The organism is Halopenitus salinus (genome assembly GCF_042662125.1).
GTDB classification, from domain to species: domain Archaea; phylum Halobacteriota; class Halobacteria; order Halobacteriales; family Haloferacaceae; genus Halopenitus; species Halopenitus salinus.
Window position 1 is genome coordinate 186,919 of record NZ_JBHSXL010000009.1, and the last position, 17,360, is coordinate 204,278.

Below are 17,360 nucleotides of genomic sequence, written 5' to 3' on the forward strand. Positions count from 1 at the left end.
CGGCGGTCGTTTTGACCGGCCTCGATCTCGACCGGCCTCGACCGACGGTGAGACGGCCGACTCGGACGGCGATCACGCCAGCCGATCGTCTCTGAACGCGCGGATGACGTCCTGGCGTGCGATGATCCCCACGATCCGGCCCTCCTCGTCGACGACCGGGATCCGGTTGACGTCCGGGTCGCCCGAGAGGTGATCGAGGACGACTTCGACGTCGGTCTCCGGGGTCACCGTGACGACCGCCGTCGTCATCACCTCCGAGACGGGGCGTCCGGACTCCCGGACGAAGTCGATTCCCGTCTCGATCTCGCTCCAGGGAACGTCGATCTGATAGGTCAGCGTGTCCACGAACGGGGGCAGACCGATCGGTATCCAGAGCGTCTCGTCCTCCGGTTCGAACAGGTCGACGAGATCGGACTCGGTGACGATGCCCAGGACGACGTCGTCATCGCCGACGACGGGGAATCCAGAGAACTCGACGCGAGCGAACCGCTTGAGCACGTCTGAGACGTCGTCGTCGGGCGAGACGGTCTGGACGTCCTCGACCATCAGATCGCGGGCCTGCATGCCGGAGGGATCGACCGCGGGGGAGGTAAGTCTTCGGCGATCGGTCTTCGAGCGGGTCGTTCCGATGTTCGACCACGTCGATCCGGCCCCTCAAGCGCTTCGAGACGCTAACGCGATCCATGAGCGACGGTTACACGAGTCGCCTCGAGGAGAGTCGAGCCGAAAAGGACGAGTTCTTCGCCGAACACCCACAGTCGCCGATCCCCCCGGAGGACCGCGAATCGTTCGACGGGCTCCGATACTTCGATCCGGATCCGGACCATCGCGTCGAGGCAACGGTCCGTGTCCACGACGATCCCGAACCGGTGGAAATGGAGACGACCGCCGGACCGAACGTCCGCTATCTCCGCGTCATGAGCTTCGAGTTCGAGCTGGACGGCGAGACGCACACGCTGTCCGCGTACCGTCAAGAGACCGAGGAGGATGCCGTGCTTTTCGTCCCGTTCCGGGACAAGACGACGGGCCAGGAGACCTACCGCCACGGGCGGTACATCGAACTCGAGCCCGAGACGGAGCCGACCGACGGCGACCGGGTCGTCATCGACTTCAATCTCGCGTACAACCCGTTTTGTGCCTACAGCGAGACCTTCTCGTGTCCGCTCGCGCCCGAGGAGAACTGGCTCGAGACGGAGATCCGCGCCGGCGAACGAACCCTCACCGAGTGAGGATCGATCGGCCCTTCAGTGGTCGTGAGCGTGATCGCTGCCGTGATCGTGAGCGTCGTCGTGATCGTGAGCGTCGTCGTGGTCGGGATCGCCGCCGTGGTCGCCTCCCGCCGTCTCTCCACCGTCGCCGGCGACCGCCGCGCCCTTCCCGTCGATCATGTCCATGTTCTTCAGGTTGTCCCGCTCCTCGAAGTCGGCGACGGCCTGCATCACGTCGTCCTGTGTCAGCGTCGTCCGCTCCTCGGTGAGCGCCTGCAGGACCGCCTCACGAAGGACCATCCGGAGGTCGGAGCCGGTGAGTCCCGACGTCCGCTCTGCGACCTCCTCGGGATCGAAGTCGGCGATGTCCATCTCGCGGGTGACGATCCGGAGGATGTCGGCGCGCATCTCCCGGTCGGGCTTCGGGAAGTTGATGATCTCGTCGAACCGCCGCCAGGCGGCGGCGTCGAGCTGATCCGGATGGTTGGTCGCGCCGATGAGGAGCACCTCGTCGCGGATGAGCGAGATGTCGTCGATCGACTTGAGCAGGGTGTTCACCGCCCGCTTTAACGCGGCGTGTTCGTCGGACCGGCGCGTCTTGGCGACCGAGTCGAACTCGTCGATGAAGAGGATACACGGCGAGAGCCGCTTTGCCACCTCGAAGGTCTTCTCGACGTTCTTCGCCGTCTCGCCGAGGTACTGGCTCGTGATCATCGACAGCTTCACCTCGACGAACGGCAGTCCCAGCTCGTGTGCGAGGGCTCGGGAGATGGTCGTCTTGCCTGTCCCCGGCGGACCGACGAACAGGAGCTTGCCGATCTCCCGGAGGCCGATGCTGGCGAGGTACTCGCGGTGTTCGATCGCCTTGACGATCTTCGTGACCTCCCCCTCCTGGTCGGCGGTCAACACGAGGTCCTCGAGGGTCGTCTCGATCTCCTCGGGCGCCCGAACGTTGACGAGATCGAGCATCTCCGCGTCCTCGTCCTCGTCGAAGTACTCCGCCAGCAGCGCGTCGATCCAGACGCGGTCGGCGTGTATCGGTCGCGTGTTCTCGCGTGCCTCCTCGTGGGTCACCGTCGTCTCGAGGTCCTCGCGGTCCTCGATGGCCGCGGCCAGGGTCGGGTTCGTCTCGACCCGATCGGCGTCGGCCCGCTCGTGGACCCACTCGATCGCCATTCCGGGCTGGGTGAGCGAGATCTCCCCGGAGAAGTCCGTTCGCTGGGTGAAGAGCAGATCCGAAACCGCCTCCCAGGGGCGATCGACGCCCGTCGCCGTTCGCACGTTCTCGTCGGTCGCCTTGATCGGGCGATCGACGCCGCCCGGGCCGTCCTCGCCCGGGCGATCGCTCCAGAAGACCTCGCGGAACCGTGGCGGCAGATCGTTCTCCTCGAGGTCCCGGTCTTCCGTGTACAGATGTGTCGTCAGGACGAATTCGACCACGTCGAGGGCCGGGTCACTCATCCCGAACTAGTTGGATCGGCCCGCGTTTAAGCGCATCGAACCACGGCGTCATCGTCGCCCGATACGTGTCCTCGTCCCATACGTGTCGTTGTCCGGGCCGCCTCGGACGCTACCCGGAAAGGTCGCGCTTCGCCTGTCGAGCCCGCTCTGCCGTCCCCGCGTCGCCCTCGACGTCCGCGAGCGTCTCGACCGCCTCCATCGTTCGGATCGAGTCGTCGAGGAACGACCGGACGTCGCCGGTGTAGGCGTAGACCATGTAGTCGTCGGTCATCACGTCGACGATCCGGTCCGGTCCGAGGCCCTCCGCGCGAAGCTCCAGCAGGTACCGCGTGAACTTCCGTTCGGGACAGCCGCAGTAGGGGTTTTGATCGCAGTCGCAATCGAGGAAGTCCTCGGCGAAATCGAGCACTCGATCGCGGGTCGCGGAGTCGAGCTCGGCGATCCCGTCGCCGGTGAAGACGAGATCGAGGGTCGCCCCGGAGAAGGCTCCACGCGGGACGTTCGCCTCCAGCTGGGAGGCGATCTGCCGGTGGTTCTTCAGGTAGATCTTGTCGGTGATGGCCACGCGTGGAGGCGATAGGCGCCGATCGAGTAAAAGCCCGGTGGTGTTCCCCGTGTGCGGGGAAAGCGCATGGGGACGCGGAGTCGTAACGTATATCACCTCCAACCCGATAGATGAGGATGCGTGTCCGGGCTGGGGTAGTGGCATCCTACAGGCTTGTGGTGCCTGTGAGGCGGGTTCAATTCTCGCGCCCGGACCTGTAATTAATCTAATACCATATCGATTCACCCCCGATCGTGTTGTGGTTCTTCCGAAACGGTTCACTTTCACCGTCTGGTCGAGATTAATATCGGATGGGTAGATACCGATCGTATGGCTCACGACTGCCCGACGTGTGATCGATCGTTCGAGAGTACACGCGGCCTCGGCGTTCACCACTCGCATGCACACGATGAACGATTACCGAACCGAACGTGTGGGAACTGCGGGGAACGATTCCACTCTCCTCACGAACGGAAATATTGTTCCGAGGAGTGTTTGCGGGCCGCGAGCCCGTACGCTGGCGAGAAGAACGGAAACTATCGGGGAGCCCGGGATGAGTCGATCTGTGAACTGTGTGAGTCCGCCTTCGAGTATTACCCATCCGAAAAGCCCGGCCGGTTCTGTTCACGCTGCGTCGAGACGCGCCAATGGCGTGACCTTCCGGACGTAGAGGGAGAGCTGAATCCGCGGTGGAAGGGCGGGAAGCGCGAGATCGATTGTCATCATTGCGGGACCGCCATCGAGCGGTACCCTTCGGCGGTGACGGACGGGCGGAACTTCTGTTCGATCGAGTGCCGATCGAACTGGCTCTCCGAGCGGTTCGCGGGGGAGGGACACCCGAACTGGACCGGCGGTTCGGACCACAGCTACGGACCCGGGTGGGCCGCGGTTCGGCGTCGCGCGCTCGAGCGGGACGGACACGCCTGCGTGCTCTGTGGGGCGACCCGGGCGGAGATCGGACGTAACCCCGACGTCCATCACCTGATCCCGGTGCGACTGTTCGCGGGCTCGCCTCGCCACGCGATCGCGGACGCACACCACCTCGGCAACGTTGTCTCGCTCTGTGTCGGCTGCCATCGACGCGCGGAGTACGGTCGCGTTCGCGAGGTCCGCCTCCGTGAGGCCGCCGGGCTGACCGGCTGATCGTCGGCGCGACCTATCGCCTCTCGGATCGACCTATCTACCGTCGGATCGGTCGGGTGGCCGCCGGACTGATCGATCGTCGTATTCGTCGACTGATCGATGGATCGATCATTCACCGTTTGACTCTCGTATCCCTACACCTGCCAGTAGGGTTATCCCGTTTCGAGACAATTAATAGCACATGTCTGACTCGAAACCGTCGGGGACGCTCTCCGAACTCTATCGAACGCGGATCGGAACGCCGCGGACCGACGACGAGGTGCGCGGGTACTGGCTCTTCGCCCTCGGCGTGATCCTCACGCTGTTGGGGGTCGTCGTCTACGCGTACAGCAACGCGGTCGACTCGGCGGCCGTGAACTACACGTACCGCCAGTACGGCGTCGTCCTCAGCGGGATCGGCGCGCCGCTGGTCATGCTCGGCTCGATCGTTCGGTTTCCGCTTCGACGGACCGCGACGACGCTCGCGTCCGTCGGCGTCGCGTTGTGTGTCATCGCGGTGGCGTGGTTCATCGCCGTCTATCCCGGCGGGTGGCAGCCGGGCGTCGGTCGCGTCGACGTGATGGGACTGTACGCGCTCGGCGTCGTGCTCATCGGACTGGCCGGGGCGGTCGTCCCGCTCGTCACCGATCCGGTAGACGTGGCACACGCGGCGCTTCAGGAGTCCGCCGCCGAGACGTCCGCCGAGCTGGACGAGACGGAGACGGAACTCGAGGAGACCCAAACGCGCGTTCGCGAGCTCGAGGAGGAGAACGCTGCGACGACGGCACAGCTGGAAACGCTTCGGACGAGCCGGGCCCGGTTCGAGCTGTACGAGGACGCCGGCGGAAAGCACCGCTGGCGGCTCCGCCACCGGAACGGCAACGTCATCGCCGACTCCGGACAGGGATACGCCTCCCGACAGAAGTCCCAACAGGGCATGCACAGCGTCATGCGGAACGCGCTCGGGGCCGGAGTGTTGCGGATCGATCCGGAGGAGATGGCCGGCGACGAACCGGAGCCGGCCGACGCCGACGAGCCGGAGCTCGCCGTCCCCGACGAGCCGGCCGAGAGTCGGGCGAGCTTCGAGCTCTATGCGGATTCGGCCGACGAGTGGCGCTGGCGGCTTCGCCACGACAACGGCAACGTCATCGCGGACTCGGGCGAGGGGTACGCCTCCCGTTCGAACGCGATGCGATCGATGAACCGGGTTCGCTCGCACGTCGCCGGCGCCGACTACCTGCGTATCGACCCCGCGGCCTTCGAGCTGTATCGTGATTCTTCGGGGAAATACCGCTGGCGACTGCTCCACGAGAACGGGTCCATCCTGGCCGACTCGGGGCAGGGATACGCCTCCCGGGCGAAGGCGCGCCAGGGCGTAGAGAGCGTTCGGTCGAACGTCGCCGACGCGGAAACCGAGGTGATCGAGGAGTGACCCCCCTCGGTCCTCGACCGCCTCGAACGGCGAGAACAGTTATCCCCCTCGACGCCGACTTCCCGGGTGCACCATGAGCGCGACCTTCGAGGTCTACGAGGACGCGGCCGACGAGTGGCGCTGGCGCCTCCGGCACCGGAACGGCAACATCATCGCCGACTCGGGGGAGGGATACGCCTCGCGGTCGGGCGTCGAGGACGCCGTCGAGCGCGCCAAGGAGTACGCCCCCGACGCCGACGTACTCGACGTCGGGGACGCGGCCTTCGAGATCTACGAGGACGCGGCCGACGAGTGGCGCTGGCGCCTCCGGCACCGAAACGGGAACGTTCTCGCCGACTCGGGAGAGGGGTACACCTCGCGGTCGGCCGCGGTCGACGCCGTCGACGGCGTCAAACGGAACGCGCCGGACGCCGACGAGACGGAAACGGACGAGTAGTTCCCGTCCGGAGTCTTGAACCGTCTCGGGGATCGATCCCCGATGATGGATCGCTCATTCGATTCGCCGGACGCCCCGCGGCTCCTCCTCGCCGGAACCGCGGAGTGGCTCGGCCCGTTCGCGGAGGCGGCCGAGGAAGGGATCGGCGCACGGACGCGGATCGCCTCCTCGCTCGCCGAGGCCCGTTCGGCGTCCCGCGCGGGGTCGATCGACTGCGTGCTCGCGGCTGATCGCCTCTCGGATGCGACCGGGATCGAACTCCTCCGGTCGATCCGCGAGGACGACCCCGCCCTTCCCGTCGTCTTCGCCCCCACGGATGGCTCCGAGGCGCTCGCGAGCGAGGCCGTCGAGGCGGGCGTCTCGGAGTACGTTCCGCTCTCGATCCCGAACGAGGACGCGTTCGGCGAGCTGCTCGGCCGGATCGAGGCCGGCCTCGAGTCGGCGCGCCTCGAGCAGGACCGCCGCGAACGGGCCGAGGGGTTCGACGCGATCGTCGAGGACGAACGGACCGCGACGTGGGTTCTCGATCCTGACGGTACGCTCCGTCGTGCGAACCGAACCGCGCGCGAGCTCGCAGCCCCCGACGCGGGAGACGTCTCTCCCGGTCGGTCGTTCCCCTCCCTGCTCCCGTGGTCGCGCGACGGGCAGCTCCAGTCCGACGTCGAACGTGTTCTCGAGCGTGCTCGCGGCGGTGACTTCTCCACGGCAGTCCTCACGGACGTGCCGGGACGCGACGACGGGGACGCTCACGTCATGGAACTCTCCGCGCGCCCGATAGAGACGAGTCGAGGAACGATCGCGTCCGTCCTGGTCGAGGGCGTCGACGTCACCGAGCGCGTCGAGCTCGAACGCGATCTGCGCCGGTCCGAACGGCTCCACCGAGTCACGCTCAACAACATGACCGACACCGTCCTCATCACCGACGAGGACGGCGAGTACACCTACGTCTGCCCGAACGTTCACTTCGTCTTCGGCTACTCGGCCGCGGAGATACGCGAGCTCGGAACGATCGACGAGCTCCTCGGCGAGGACCTCTTCGACCGCGAGGAGCTGGCCGAGCGGGGCGTGTTGAAGAACATCGAGTGTACCGCCACCGACAGGGCCGGACGCGAGCACGTCCTGCTCGTCAACGTCCGGGAGGTGTCGATCCAGGGCGGAACACTCCTGTACAGCTGTCGGGACGTGACCGAACGAAAACGCCGCGAGGAGGCGCTTGCGACCCTCCAGAACACGGCTCGCGAGTTTCTGTATGCGGAGACGCATCCGGAGATCGCGGCCCGCGTCGTCGAGGACGTTCCCGGCTCCCTCGACCTCGACGCCAGCGCCGTCTTCCTGTTCGGCCCCGACGGAAACCGGCTTCGGCCGACCGCGGTCTCCGCGGGCATGGAACGAGCCGTCGGGTCGCTTCCGGAGATCCCGCTTGACGCCGACGGACCGGTCACCCGGAGCTTCCTCGAGGACGAATCCCGGTTTCTCGAGGACGACCGCGACATCGACGTCGGCGGGGATCCGACGACGGAGCTCGCGAGCGCCGGGTACATCCCGCTCGGCGAGCACGGCGTGTTCGTCGTCGGATCGTCGAACGTCGGGGCGTTCGACGAGATCCGCCGCGAGATCGCCGACCTGCTCGCCGCGACCGCGGAGGCTGCCCTCGACCGCGTGAGCCGCGAGCGTCGTCTGCGCGAGCAGGACCGTTCACTCAAGCGTCGAAACGAGGACCTCCGGGCGGTGAACCGGATCAACGAGACGATCCGCGCCATCGATCGGGCGCTCGTCGAGGCGGAAACCCGCGAGGAGATCGACCACGCGGTCTGTGAGCTTCTCACCGCCGAGGACCGGTTCCGGTTCGCCTGGATCGGGGAGATCGATCCGTCCACGGAAACGGTGGTCTCTCGCGCGTGGGCGGGCGAGGAGCGCGGGTACCTCGACGATCAGACGATCGACGTCGGGCTCGAAGGGACCGAACCGGCGGGCCGTACCGCCTCGACGCGGGAGACGACGGCGGTGGCGAACGTCGCCGACCGGCTTCGCGAGGAGCGGTGGCGGACGGACGCGCTCGCGTGTGACTTCCGGTCCGTGGTGAGCGTTCCCCTCGACTACAACGACGTCTCCTACGGCGTGTTGACCGTCTACGCCGACGCCCGCGACGCTTTCGATGAGACCACCCGCGAGGTGCTCGCGGAGCTCGCCGGAACGATCGCCTCGGCGACGAGCGCGATCGAGCGACGAAACGCGCTCGTGACCTCCTCCGCGGTCCGTCTCGAGTTCGAGATCCCGGACGCGACGTTCGTGTGCTCCCGGCTCGCGGAGGCGGCGTCCTGTACGATCGCCTACCGCGGCGGCGTTCGACAGACCGCGGCGGGAAGCGACGTCTTCGTCGAGATCGAGGATGCGCCCGTGGACCGGGTCGAGACCGCCGCGGCGGGCGTCCTCGGCGTGGAATCGGTCGATCGAGTGAGCGAGGACGACGACGGCGGCGTGCTACGGCTTCGACTGTCCGGGTCGTTCCCCGCGCTGGAGCTTGCAGACCACGGTGCCGTGCTTCGTGAGGCCTCAGCCACGCCCGATTCGACCGCGATCGTGGTCGAGATCGCGGAGAACGGGGACCTCAGACACGCCACCGACCTCATCACGGAGCTGTTCGGCGAGGGCGAACTCCGGTCGAAACGGACGATCGACCGGTCGCCGGGCCACCTCCGGTCGCGAGCCTTCGATCGGCTGACGGATCGCCAACTCGAGGTGGTGCGGACGGCCTACTACAGCGGGTTCTTCGAGTCGCCGCGTGAGAACACCGGCGAGGACGTCGCCGAGATGCTCGACATCTCCCCGACCGCCTTCTACCGCCACGTTCGCACGGTCGATCGAACGCTGCTCGGGCTGCTCTTCGACGGGTTCGATCCGGTCTCGACCTCGCAGCCGTGAGGAAATCGTCGGCGCGCCGGGGGCCGGTTATCGACGGAGAGATGTGGTGAGGAGGGTGGGAGAAGAGGGTGGGAGGAGAATGGGAGGAGGGTGGGAGAAGAGGGTGGGAGGAGAATGGGAGGAGGATGAGAGGGGGGAGGGGGTTTAGCATCAAACCCCCTAGTCGATCTGGGGTTGAAATACGAACCAACCCATATTTCCTTATACACCTTGTATGATTCCCCAGATCGTCACCACCACGGCAAGGGGTGGCGGACACCTACCCATGATCGACGTCGAACACCACGACGACCAGGATCGAACCTACGAGTGTTTCGAGTGCGGCGAGGTGATTCCCTCCGAGGAGCAGCCCTCCATCTGTCCGAACTGTGGCGGGTCGCTTCGTAATCGACACGTACCGGTCGAGTGAGCGGCCGACCGCGCGAGCGACCACGCAAGCAGTCGAAGGGGCAGGCGATCACGGGATCGAGTTCGTCGAGGGGCCGCCTCCCAACGATCGTTGGACGATCGCGTCCGGCGGGCCGCTCGACTGGATGACGTTGAACGCCGTCATCAGATCCGTCCGGGAGATGAGTCCGACGAGCTCGCCGGATTCGTCCATCACGGGAAGTCGACCGACGTCGTTTCGCTGCATCGTCTGTATTGCCTCCATCGCGTCCGTCTCCGGCGTCACCGTCACGACGTCGGTTTCCATCACGTCCTCGACGCGATACGCGTCTCGTTCGACCTCCTTGACCTCGCGGGCGTCGGAGAGCGTCACCATGCCCACGAGCGAGTCGCCCCGCATCACGGGATAGCCCGTGTGGCGTTCGCGGAACATCCGGTCCATCAGCTCCGCGACCGTCGTCTCCTCGGCGACGACGTCGAGCTCCGAACGGGGAGTCATCACGTCGGCGACCGTGACGTCCTCGAACGCGGCCGCGAGCGTGGTCTGTTGGGCCTCCCCGGAGGCGGCGATGTAGATGAACAGCGCGAGGAAGATGAGGAACCAGTTCGAGAACAGCCCCACGACCGCGAGCATGAACGCGAACACCTTCCCGATCGAGGCGGCACGCTGGGTGGCGACGGCGTGTGGCATGTTCCGGGCCAGCAGCGCTCGAAGCACCCGTCCGCCGTCCATCGGAAACGCCGGAAGCATGTTGAACACGGCGAGCACGACGTTCAACACGGCGAGGTAACCGACGACGAACCGGACGGCGGAGACGCCGCCGGCGATCCCCAACGCGTCCTGTGGCAGTCCGCTCGTCGCCACGATCGCGACGTAACAGACGACGCCGACGCCAATGGAGACGATCGGGCCCGCGATCGCGATCCAGAACTCGTGTCTCCAGTCGTCCGGGATGTCCGCGAAGTTGGCGAGCCCGCCGAGCAGCCACAGCGTGATCGAGTCGATCTCGTAGCCGTACCGCATCGCGACGATCGAGTGGCCGAGCTCGTGAAGCAGGACGCCGACGAACAGGCCGACGACGGAGGCGAACCCGAGTATCCACGGGAGATAGCCCTCCTCGAGCAGCGCCACGTCGATCTCGGCGGGCAGCGTCCCGCCGATCATCCCGGCGATCACCGACACGTCACGTCCGATCAGGAAGGCGAAAAGCGGGAGAACGAGAAGGAACGTCCAATTGAGTCGGATCGGTATTCCGAACGCGCTCCCGATCTGGATGCCTCGCATGTCCGTTCCTTCGACGCCATCACGTAAAAGCGTGGAGGCACGCAGGGCCCGTTTCCGATCACTTTTTATCCGAACCGGCACACGCCGCGTACGGATGTCGATCGTCTCCGCGTTCACCTCCGCCATTCTCCCCATACTCGCGATCATGGGGCTTGGTTACCTGCTCTCCGAGACGCTCGATATCGCTCTCAAGCCACTCAACGACGTCGCGCTCTACGCCTTCCTGCCGGCGCTCGTCTTCCACAATCTCGCCACGACGTCGCTCGGCGGGGCCGTTCTCCTCAAGGTGGTGATGGGCGTCGTCGCGTTCGTCGCCGCGATGTGGACGGTCGCCGAGGTCGTCGGCCGCACCGCGGAGATCGCAGAGCCGTTTCGAAGCGCCGACGTGCTCGCCGCGATGTTTCCGAACGCGGGGTTTTACGGCGTTCCGCTGGCCGCCTTCGCGTTCGGCGAGGCCGGCCGGACGACGGCCATCCTGTGGATGACGCTCCAGTCGTTTCTGATGTACACGGTCGGCGTCTACGTCGCCTCGCGGGGCGGAGGCGAGACCGGGTGGGGCGCGGTCGGCTCCGTCTTCCGGCTCCCGCTCATATACGCGATCCTCCTCGCCCTGATCGCGAGGGTGGCGGACGTCGTTCCGTCGGAGACGGGCGTGGCGATGCAGACCGTCCAGATGATCGGCGAGGCGTCGATCCCCCTCATGCTCGTCGTCGTCGGCATTCGACTGGCCGAGATGGAACACACGTCCTTTTCCGGCGCCATCTCCCCGTCCGTCCTTCGGCTGTTCGTGGCCCCGGCGGTGGCTCTCGCCGTCGCGCTGGCGTTGGCGTTCGACGATCCCACGATCGCTCGAACGTTCGTCGTCCTGTCGGCGACCCCGGTCGCGGTGGTCCCGCTCGCGCTGGTCATCACCTACAGCGACGACCCCGGCCGTGACGGGCGGGCGGCCTCCGAACACCTCACCACGACCATCTTCGTGACCACGCTGGCCAGCGTTCCGGTGCTCACGGTGCTCATCACCGTGATGCAGTCCGGAGCGATCGTTTGAGCCCGCGACCGCCGCGGCGGGGTCGCCGCGACCGTCGTCGGTCGTGTTATCACCCTTCGACGTGTGGGTACGCGTGTACCCACATGAACAGCAACGCTATCACGGCGTCACCCTCGACGAACGCCACCACGGGGAAGACGATCGCTCCGGACCCGATCGCCGCACAGTACTGCGCCCTCGAGGTCGATCACGAGAAACCGCCGCGGACGGGAGCCCGATCGCGATGAGCGACGGCCCCACGATCAACCGCGACGACGAGATCGACTACGAGGTCGTCGAGGCGGCCGACGGCATGGGTCGCGGCGTGTTGATCGACGAGACGGACGGCGCGCCCAACTTCGCGATGCGTCGGTTCATTCTCGAGCCCGACGCGACGGTGCCGAGACACACGAACGCGGTCGAACACGTCCAGTACGTCCTCGCCGGCGAGTACACGGTCACCCTCGGCGATGAGGACCGGACCCTCTCACACGGCGACTCGCTTTTCATCCCCGCCGGCACGGAACACGCCTACCACAACGACGGACCAGAACGCGCCGCGTTCATCTGTGTCGTCCCCCACGGCGACGACGAGATCGAACTCGTGAAGTGACGCTTCGGCTCCGTCGAAAGCGAAAAGAGAGATATCCGCATCGTTCGGTCGCCTCGACGCTGTGACCGCCGGCGGCCGTTTCTGCTTGGCGGCGGCGGCCTCCGATCAGTCGTTAGGGTCTCCGATCGCTCGCGGCAGTCCCCGATCAGTCGTCGGCGGGGGCCGCGCCGCTGCCGGACTGATGCTGCTTTTTCGTCCACGAGAGCTTGCCGCCGGCCGCGAGGATCTCGAGCTCGCGGTCGGAGGCGTCCAGCTCGGCGGTGAACTCCCAGTCGTCGTTCACGCGGGCGGTGAACGTCTCCTGGCCCTCACGGACCGCCGCGTCGACGTCGTCGAGGATCTCGACGTCGTCGCCCTGGTCGATCTTCTCGTAGGTCTCCGCGTCGATCTCCAGCGGGACGATCCCGAAGTTGAACAGGTTCGCCTTGTGGATGCGCGCGAAGCTCTGTGCGAAGACCGCCTCGATGCCGAGGTACATCGGACACAGCGCGGCGTGTTCGCGCGAGGAGCCCTGTCCGTAGTTCTCGCCGGCCACGAGGACGCCCTCGCCGGCCTCCTTCGCGCGGGTCGCGAACGTGTCGTCGACCCGCGAGAGGGTGAACTCCGAGAGCTTCTCGATGTTCGAGCGGTACTTCAGGATGTCCGCCGTCGCCGGGATGATGTGGTCGGTCGTGATGTTGTCCTCCATCTTGAGCAGCGCCTCGCCGCTGATGTCGGAGTCGATACCCTCCCGGATCGGGACGTCGCCGATGTTCGGGCCCTTGATGAGCTCGTCGTCGATGGCCTCCTCGGGGTTGATGATGTCCGGGTCGTCCCTGCCCATTCCCTCGGAGTAGCTGTCGCCCATCTCGAGGCCGGGTGCCTCCATGTCGCCGAGCTCGTCGGCGAGGTCCCGCGGGTCGACGATCTCGCCGGCGATGGCCGCGGCGGTCGCCACCTCGGGCGAACAGAGGTAGACGGAGTCGTCCTCGATGCCCGAGCGTCCCTCGAAGTTGCGGTTGAACGTACGCAGGCTCACGGAATCGGAGGCGGGCACGTGACCGATGCCGATGCAGGCGCCACAGGTCGACTCGGAGAAGTTGACGCCGGCGGCCATCAGCTCGGCCGTCCAGCCCTCGCGGGCGAGCATCTCGGAGGCCTGCTTCGATCCGGGCGCGACGATCATCTCCGTGTGTTTGGCGACCTCGCGGTCCTCCAGCATCTTCGCGCCGGGCAGGATGTCCTCGTAGGCGCCGTTGGTACACGAGCCGATGATGACCTGCTCGACCTCCGTGCCGGCGACCTCGCGGACGGGCACGACCTTGTCGGGCATCGACGGACACGCGATGAGCGGCTCCAGCTCGTTCAGATCGACGGTGATCTCCTCTGCGTACTCCGCGTCCGCGTCGGGCTGGAGGTCGACGTACTCGTCCTCGCGGCCCTGGCGGGCCAGCCAGTCCTCCGTCTTCTCGTCGGTCGGGAAGATGGAGGAGGTGGCGCCGAGCTCCGTGCCGAGGTTGGTGATCGTCGTCCGCTCGGGGATCGTGAGCGACTCGACGCCCGGACCGGTGTACTCGAAGATCTTGCCGACGCCGCCCTTGACGGTCAGCTCGCCGAGCAGGTGGAGCGCGATGTCCTTCGCCGTCGCCCACTCGGGCAGCTCGCCCTCGAGGTGGACGTTGACGACCTCGGGCATCTCGACGTAGTAGGCGCCGCCGCCCATGGCAACCGCGATGTCGAGCCCGCCGGCGCCGATCGCCAGCTGGCCGAGCCCGCCGGGGGTCGGCGTGTGCGAGTCGGAGCCGAGCAGCGTCTTGCCGGGCGCCGCGAAGTTCTCCTTGTGGACCTGGTGGCAGATGCCGTTTCCGGGTCGCGAGAAGTAGGCGCCGTAGGTCCCCGCCGCCGAGCGGAGGAACCGGTGGTCGTCGGTGTTCTTGAAGTCGAACTGGTAGGTCTGGTGGTCGCAGTACTGGGCGGCGAGTTCGGTCTGGACCTCCTCCATCTCCAGCGCCTCGAACTGGAGCCAGACCATCGTCCCCGTCGTGTCCTGTGTGAGAACCTGGTCGATCTCGATGCCGATCTCCTCGCCGGGGGTCAACTCCCCGTCGACGAGGTGATCATCGAGGATCTTCTCAGCGATGGTTTGTCCCATATCACCGAGAACTCGACTCGCCTCGAATATAAATCCCGCGAGTCACTTTCCACAATATTCGTGTAGGATCGGGCGTCTCGGGCAACGTTCGCGGGAAAACCGGCGTGTTAACTCCCGACACCTCGGGATCGGAGCCGGATCGATCCGTGCGTGGTGGGGACGTATCCTCGCCTCCGGCCCCGTTCCAGTCGATACGGTTTTATCGACCGGATCCGATCGGCCGGTATGTTCGAGTCCGGGAGCTACGTCGCACGCGAACTCGAGTCGGCCGGCGCCGACCTCGACGCCGAGCAGGTACAGCCGAACGGCGTCGATCTGACCGTCGGGGAGGTCCTCGAACAGACCGAACCCGGGACGATCGGACGCGACGGGAAGACGGTGGGCGAGCGGGAGCCGGTCCCCGGGGAGGTCCGATTTCGCCTCCAGCCGGGATACTACGTCGTCGAGTACGGCGAACCGGTCCGTATCCCGGAGGGGCACGTCGGGTTCGTCTACCCGCGCTCCTCGCTGCTCCGGAACTCGTGTATGCTCAACACGGCCGTCTGGGACGCCGGCTACGAGGGCGTCGGCGAGGGCCTCCTCCAGGTCGGACACCCGATCACGATCGAACGCGACGCGCGCATCGCCCAGCTCGTCCTCGCCGAGGCCGGCCACGAAGGGACCTACGACGGCGACTACCAGGGCGAGGGACTGTAGACGGTCGGTTTCGGGGCGTCGATCGCGGCGTTGTCACTGCCCACGATTTCGCAGGAAAGCGGGCCGCGAGGGATTCGAACCGCGAGGACCCGCCGTGCTCGTCCTCTGGGCCGCGAATCCCTGTGGCCGTTTCGTTCTCACTTCGTTCGAACGAAAACGGGCCGGGAGGGATTCGAACCCCCGACCGTCCGGTTAAAAGCCGGACGCTCTCCCTAACTGAGCTACCGGCCCGCGGTGGGTTCTAACGCCAGGGTACGCATAAGCGTTTACAAACCCGCCGTCCCGTTCGCGCCGATCGGGTCGCGTCCGTCGTCCCGCACGCCGAACGACCCGCGTTCGCGACTCCCGCCGTCGAACCCGTTCGAGCGGCCTCGGACGCGACCTTTTAAGTCCAACCACGCCCCCGTCTCGGGCATGCTCGACGAGTTGCTCGGCCGGGCCGAACTGAAGGCGCGGATCGAGGACCTGGAGGAGGAGAACCACCACCTCGAGCGACAACTGGAGGCCGAGCGGGAGCGCCGATCGGACGCGGTCGCCGCCAGACAGGACGCCGAGGAGCGCGTCAACCGCCTCGAGGACCGGATCGTCGAACTCGAGGACCGCGTCGAGCGGGCGACCGACGACGAGCCGGACCGCGACTTCCGTCGCGTGAGCGACGCCCGCGGCGCGCGAACCCGCGACCTCCTCGGCCGGCTGTCGGCGATCGAGACCGGCGACGAGGGCGCGCTCACCGCCGCAGTTCCGGAGGAGGGCGACGTCCCCGACGCCGTGATCGACCACTTCGGCGCGGACGCTCCGCTCGTTCGCCGGGCCGCGCCCGCGATGGTTCTCGCCGACGATTCGGGGGTCGTGAGCGCCGCGTTCCGTCCGCCGATCGAACCGACGGAGTCGTTCGCGCGATGGGACGATGCCTTCGAGCTGCCGCCCGAGCGGTTCCTCCCGACGGGCCGCCTCGGGTTCGCGCTCGTCCGGTCGGACGTCTTCGCGGTCGGCGTGTACGACGCGATGAACGGATCGGATTCGGCTGCCGCCGCCGGGGCGACCGCCGCCGATGAAGTGGGACCTCCCGAACGCGTCTCCTTCGAGGGGTTCGAAAGCGACGTGAAGGGGGCCCACTCGAAGGGCGGGTTCTCGCAGGGACGCTTCGAGCGACGCCGTGACGACCAGATATCGGAACACCTCGAGTCGGCTCGGGCGGTCCTCGCTCCGATCGCGGACGACGTCGACCGCCTCGTGATCGTCGGCGAACGGACCGTCCTCGGCGAGGTTCGCGATCTGGCGGACGTCACGGACGTCTCCGATGCGACCGGCGATCCGGAGGCGGCGCTCTCCGACGCGTTCGAGGACTTCTGGACGACGCGCGTCTACGCGATCTGAGACGTGTCCCGACGACTCCGTCCCGCGGTCACCGCGGACGCCGACGCGATGTGCGACATCTACGCCCCGTTCGTCGAGGAGACGGCGATCTCCTTCGAGACGGAGCCGCCCACGAGCGAGGAGTTCGAGACACGGATCGAGAAGACGACGGAGACGTATCCGTGGCTCGTGGCCGAGCGCGTCGACGGCCAGGAACGGGGGGCCGCCGATCGGGAATTCGACGAATCCGATCCCGGATCGGGAACCGTGATCGGATACGCGTCCGCGGACGCGCTCCGCTCGACGCCGCCGTATCGCTGGACCGCCGAGCTCTCCGTCTACGTGGCGGACGGCCACCGCGGAGCCGGCGTCGGGTCGATGCTCTACGCCGCGCTCTGTCGGATCCTCCGCGAGCAGGGGTTCTACAGCGCCTACGCCGCCACGACGCTGCCGAACCCCGCGAGCGTCGCGCTCCACGAGCGGTTCGACTTCGATCCTGTCGGAACTTTCCCCGCGGTCGGGCACAAACACGGTGAGTGGCACGACGTCCGGTGGTGGCACCGGCAGCTCGACGAGCGCCCCGCCGATCCCGATCCGCCCGTCCCCTTCTCCGAGATCCGAGACGCGCCGGAGCTTCGCGCACTGCTCGAGGAGCGTGTGGACGGTGCGTTCGAGGACTGAAGCGTCGACCTCGCGTGCGAGGACCGGGGCGTCGACGCCGCGGACGGCAACTCCTAAGT

General features: G+C 66.9%; 15 protein-coding genes, 2 tRNA genes and 1 pseudogene. 12 read left to right on the forward strand and 6 right to left on the reverse strand.

The genetic code is table 11. The features are described 5' to 3' along the window. Positions 1–72 precede the first annotated feature (72 nt). Positions 73–564 carry a CBS domain-containing protein gene (locus ACFQE9_RS10335; protein ID WP_379744117.1) on the reverse strand — a complete coding sequence of 164 codons (492 nt, stop codon included), beginning with the start codon at positions 562–564 and terminating at the stop codon, positions 73–75. A gap of 119 nt (positions 565–683) precedes the next feature. Here ACFQE9_RS10335 and ACFQE9_RS10340 point away from each other — a divergent pair, with 119 nt between their 5' ends. Then, positions 684–1,229: a DUF1684 domain-containing protein gene (locus ACFQE9_RS10340; protein ID WP_379744119.1), complete on the forward strand. Its 546-nt coding sequence runs from the start codon at positions 684–686 to the stop codon at positions 1,227–1,229. A 15-nt stretch (positions 1,230–1,244) separates the two neighbouring features. Here ACFQE9_RS10340 and ACFQE9_RS10345 read toward each other — a convergent pair whose 3' ends face one another. Then, positions 1,245–2,669, reverse strand: coding sequence for an ATP-binding protein (locus ACFQE9_RS10345; protein WP_379744121.1), 1,425 nt, complete (start codon positions 2,667–2,669; stop codon positions 1,245–1,247). A 109-nt stretch (positions 2,670–2,778) separates the two neighbouring features. Further along, complete coding sequence (locus tag ACFQE9_RS10350) at positions 2,779–3,234, reverse strand: DUF5814 domain-containing protein (RefSeq protein ID WP_379744123.1); 456 nt, start codon at positions 3,232–3,234, stop codon at positions 2,779–2,781. A 123-nt stretch (positions 3,235–3,357) separates the two neighbouring features. Here ACFQE9_RS10350 and ACFQE9_RS10355 point away from each other — a divergent pair. The 5 genes and pseudogenes from ACFQE9_RS10355 to ACFQE9_RS10375 all read left to right on the forward strand — a co-directional run bounded on the left by ACFQE9_RS10355 (position 3,358) and on the right by ACFQE9_RS10375 (position 9,534). Next, positions 3,358–3,428, forward strand: a tRNA-His gene (locus tag ACFQE9_RS10355). Positions 3,429–3,972: 544 nt separating this feature from the next. Next, a complete protein-coding gene (locus ACFQE9_RS10360; RefSeq protein WP_379744125.1) occupies positions 3,973–4,356 on the forward strand; it encodes an HNH endonuclease in 384 nt (127 codons plus the stop codon). Between the two features lie 181 nt (positions 4,357–4,537). Further along, positions 4,538–6,203 (forward strand): annotated as a pseudogene (locus ACFQE9_RS10365) (YegP family protein). A gap of 45 nt (positions 6,204–6,248) precedes the next feature. Next, positions 6,249–9,125: a bacterio-opsin activator domain-containing protein gene (locus ACFQE9_RS10370; protein ID WP_379744127.1), complete on the forward strand. Its 2,877-nt coding sequence runs from the start codon at positions 6,249–6,251 to the stop codon at positions 9,123–9,125. 214 nt (positions 9,126–9,339) lie between these two features. Next, positions 9,340–9,534, forward strand: coding sequence for a rubrerythrin-like domain-containing protein (locus ACFQE9_RS10375; protein WP_379744129.1), 195 nt, complete (start codon positions 9,340–9,342; stop codon positions 9,532–9,534). A 48-nt stretch (positions 9,535–9,582) separates the two neighbouring features. Here ACFQE9_RS10375 and ACFQE9_RS10380 read toward each other — a convergent pair whose 3' ends face one another. Then, a complete protein-coding gene (locus ACFQE9_RS10380; protein WP_379744131.1) occupies positions 9,583–10,797 on the reverse strand; it encodes a CBS domain-containing protein in 1,215 nt (404 codons plus the stop codon). A gap of 94 nt (positions 10,798–10,891) precedes the next feature. Here ACFQE9_RS10380 and ACFQE9_RS10385 point away from each other — a divergent pair, with 94 nt between their 5' ends. From ACFQE9_RS10385 to ACFQE9_RS10395, 3 genes are all read left to right on the forward strand, one after another. Further along, on the forward strand, positions 10,892–11,845 hold the full coding sequence (locus tag ACFQE9_RS10385) for an AEC family transporter (RefSeq protein ID WP_379744133.1): 954 nt from the start codon (positions 10,892–10,894) through the stop codon (positions 11,843–11,845). A gap of 83 nt (positions 11,846–11,928) precedes the next feature. After that, positions 11,929–12,072: a hypothetical protein gene (locus ACFQE9_RS10390; protein WP_379744135.1), complete on the forward strand. Its 144-nt coding sequence runs from the start codon at positions 11,929–11,931 to the stop codon at positions 12,070–12,072. Beyond that, positions 12,069–12,437 (forward strand): cupin domain-containing protein, encoded by a 369-nt coding sequence (locus ACFQE9_RS10395; RefSeq protein ID WP_379744137.1) that lies wholly within the window; start codon positions 12,069–12,071, stop codon positions 12,435–12,437. The genes ACFQE9_RS10390 and ACFQE9_RS10395 overlap by 4 nt, the downstream gene beginning before the upstream one ends. A gap of 145 nt (positions 12,438–12,582) precedes the next feature. Here the strand turns inward: ACFQE9_RS10395 and ACFQE9_RS10400 are convergent, their stop codons facing one another. After that, positions 12,583–14,568, reverse strand: coding sequence for an aconitate hydratase (locus ACFQE9_RS10400; protein ID WP_379744139.1), 1,986 nt, complete (start codon positions 14,566–14,568; stop codon positions 12,583–12,585). Positions 14,569–14,793: 225 nt separating this feature from the next. Between ACFQE9_RS10400 and ACFQE9_RS10405 the strand changes: the two genes are divergently transcribed. Continuing rightward, on the forward strand, positions 14,794–15,264 hold the full coding sequence (locus ACFQE9_RS10405; protein WP_379744141.1) for a deoxyuridine 5'-triphosphate nucleotidohydrolase: 471 nt from the start codon (positions 14,794–14,796) through the stop codon (positions 15,262–15,264). Between the two features lie 157 nt (positions 15,265–15,421). Here the strand turns inward: ACFQE9_RS10405 and ACFQE9_RS10410 are convergent. Further along, a tRNA-Lys gene (locus ACFQE9_RS10410) sits at positions 15,422–15,495 on the reverse strand. Positions 15,496–15,678: 183 nt separating this feature from the next. On the opposite strand from ACFQE9_RS10410, the gene ACFQE9_RS10415 reads away from it, so the two are divergent. Together ACFQE9_RS10415 and ACFQE9_RS10420 are read left to right on the forward strand one after the other, a co-directional pair. After that, a complete protein-coding gene (locus ACFQE9_RS10415) occupies positions 15,679–16,641 on the forward strand; it encodes a Vms1/Ankzf1 family peptidyl-tRNA hydrolase (protein ID WP_379744143.1) in 963 nt (320 codons plus the stop codon). A gap of 3 nt (positions 16,642–16,644) precedes the next feature. Then, positions 16,645–17,301 (forward strand): GNAT family N-acetyltransferase, encoded by a 657-nt coding sequence (locus ACFQE9_RS10420; RefSeq protein WP_379744145.1) that lies wholly within the window; start codon positions 16,645–16,647, stop codon positions 17,299–17,301. The last annotated feature ends 59 nt before the right edge of the window (positions 17,302–17,360 follow it).

Excerpts from the sequence above, each read along its gene's own strand:
- ACFQE9_RS10335 (WP_379744117.1), bottom strand. The coding sequence starts at position 564 with ATGCAGGCCCGCGATCTGATGGTCGAGGACGTCCAGACCGTCTCGCCC.
- ACFQE9_RS10340 (WP_379744119.1), top strand. The coding sequence starts at position 684 with ATGAGCGACGGTTACACGAGTCGCCTCGAGGAGAGTCGAGCCGAAAAG.
- ACFQE9_RS10345 (WP_379744121.1), bottom strand. The coding sequence starts at position 2,669 with ATGAGTGACCCGGCCCTCGACGTGGTCGAATTCGTCCTGACGACACAT.
- ACFQE9_RS10370 (WP_379744127.1), top strand. The coding sequence starts at position 6,249 with ATGGATCGCTCATTCGATTCGCCGGACGCCCCGCGGCTCCTCCTCGCC.
- ACFQE9_RS10375 (WP_379744129.1), top strand. The coding sequence starts at position 9,340 with ATGATTCCCCAGATCGTCACCACCACGGCAAGGGGTGGCGGACACCTA.
- ACFQE9_RS10380 (WP_379744131.1), bottom strand. The coding sequence starts at position 10,797 with ATGCGAGGCATCCAGATCGGGAGCGCGTTCGGAATACCGATCCGACTC.
- ACFQE9_RS10385 (WP_379744133.1), top strand. The coding sequence starts at position 10,892 with ATGTCGATCGTCTCCGCGTTCACCTCCGCCATTCTCCCCATACTCGCG.
- ACFQE9_RS10390 (WP_379744135.1), top strand. The coding sequence starts at position 11,929 with ATGAACAGCAACGCTATCACGGCGTCACCCTCGACGAACGCCACCACG.
- ACFQE9_RS10395 (WP_379744137.1), top strand. The coding sequence starts at position 12,069 with ATGAGCGACGGCCCCACGATCAACCGCGACGACGAGATCGACTACGAG.
- ACFQE9_RS10400 (WP_379744139.1), bottom strand. The coding sequence starts at position 14,568 with ATGGGACAAACCATCGCTGAGAAGATCCTCGATGATCACCTCGTCGAC.
- ACFQE9_RS10405 (WP_379744141.1), top strand. The coding sequence starts at position 14,794 with ATGTTCGAGTCCGGGAGCTACGTCGCACGCGAACTCGAGTCGGCCGGC.
- ACFQE9_RS10415 (WP_379744143.1), top strand. The coding sequence starts at position 15,679 with ATGCTCGACGAGTTGCTCGGCCGGGCCGAACTGAAGGCGCGGATCGAG.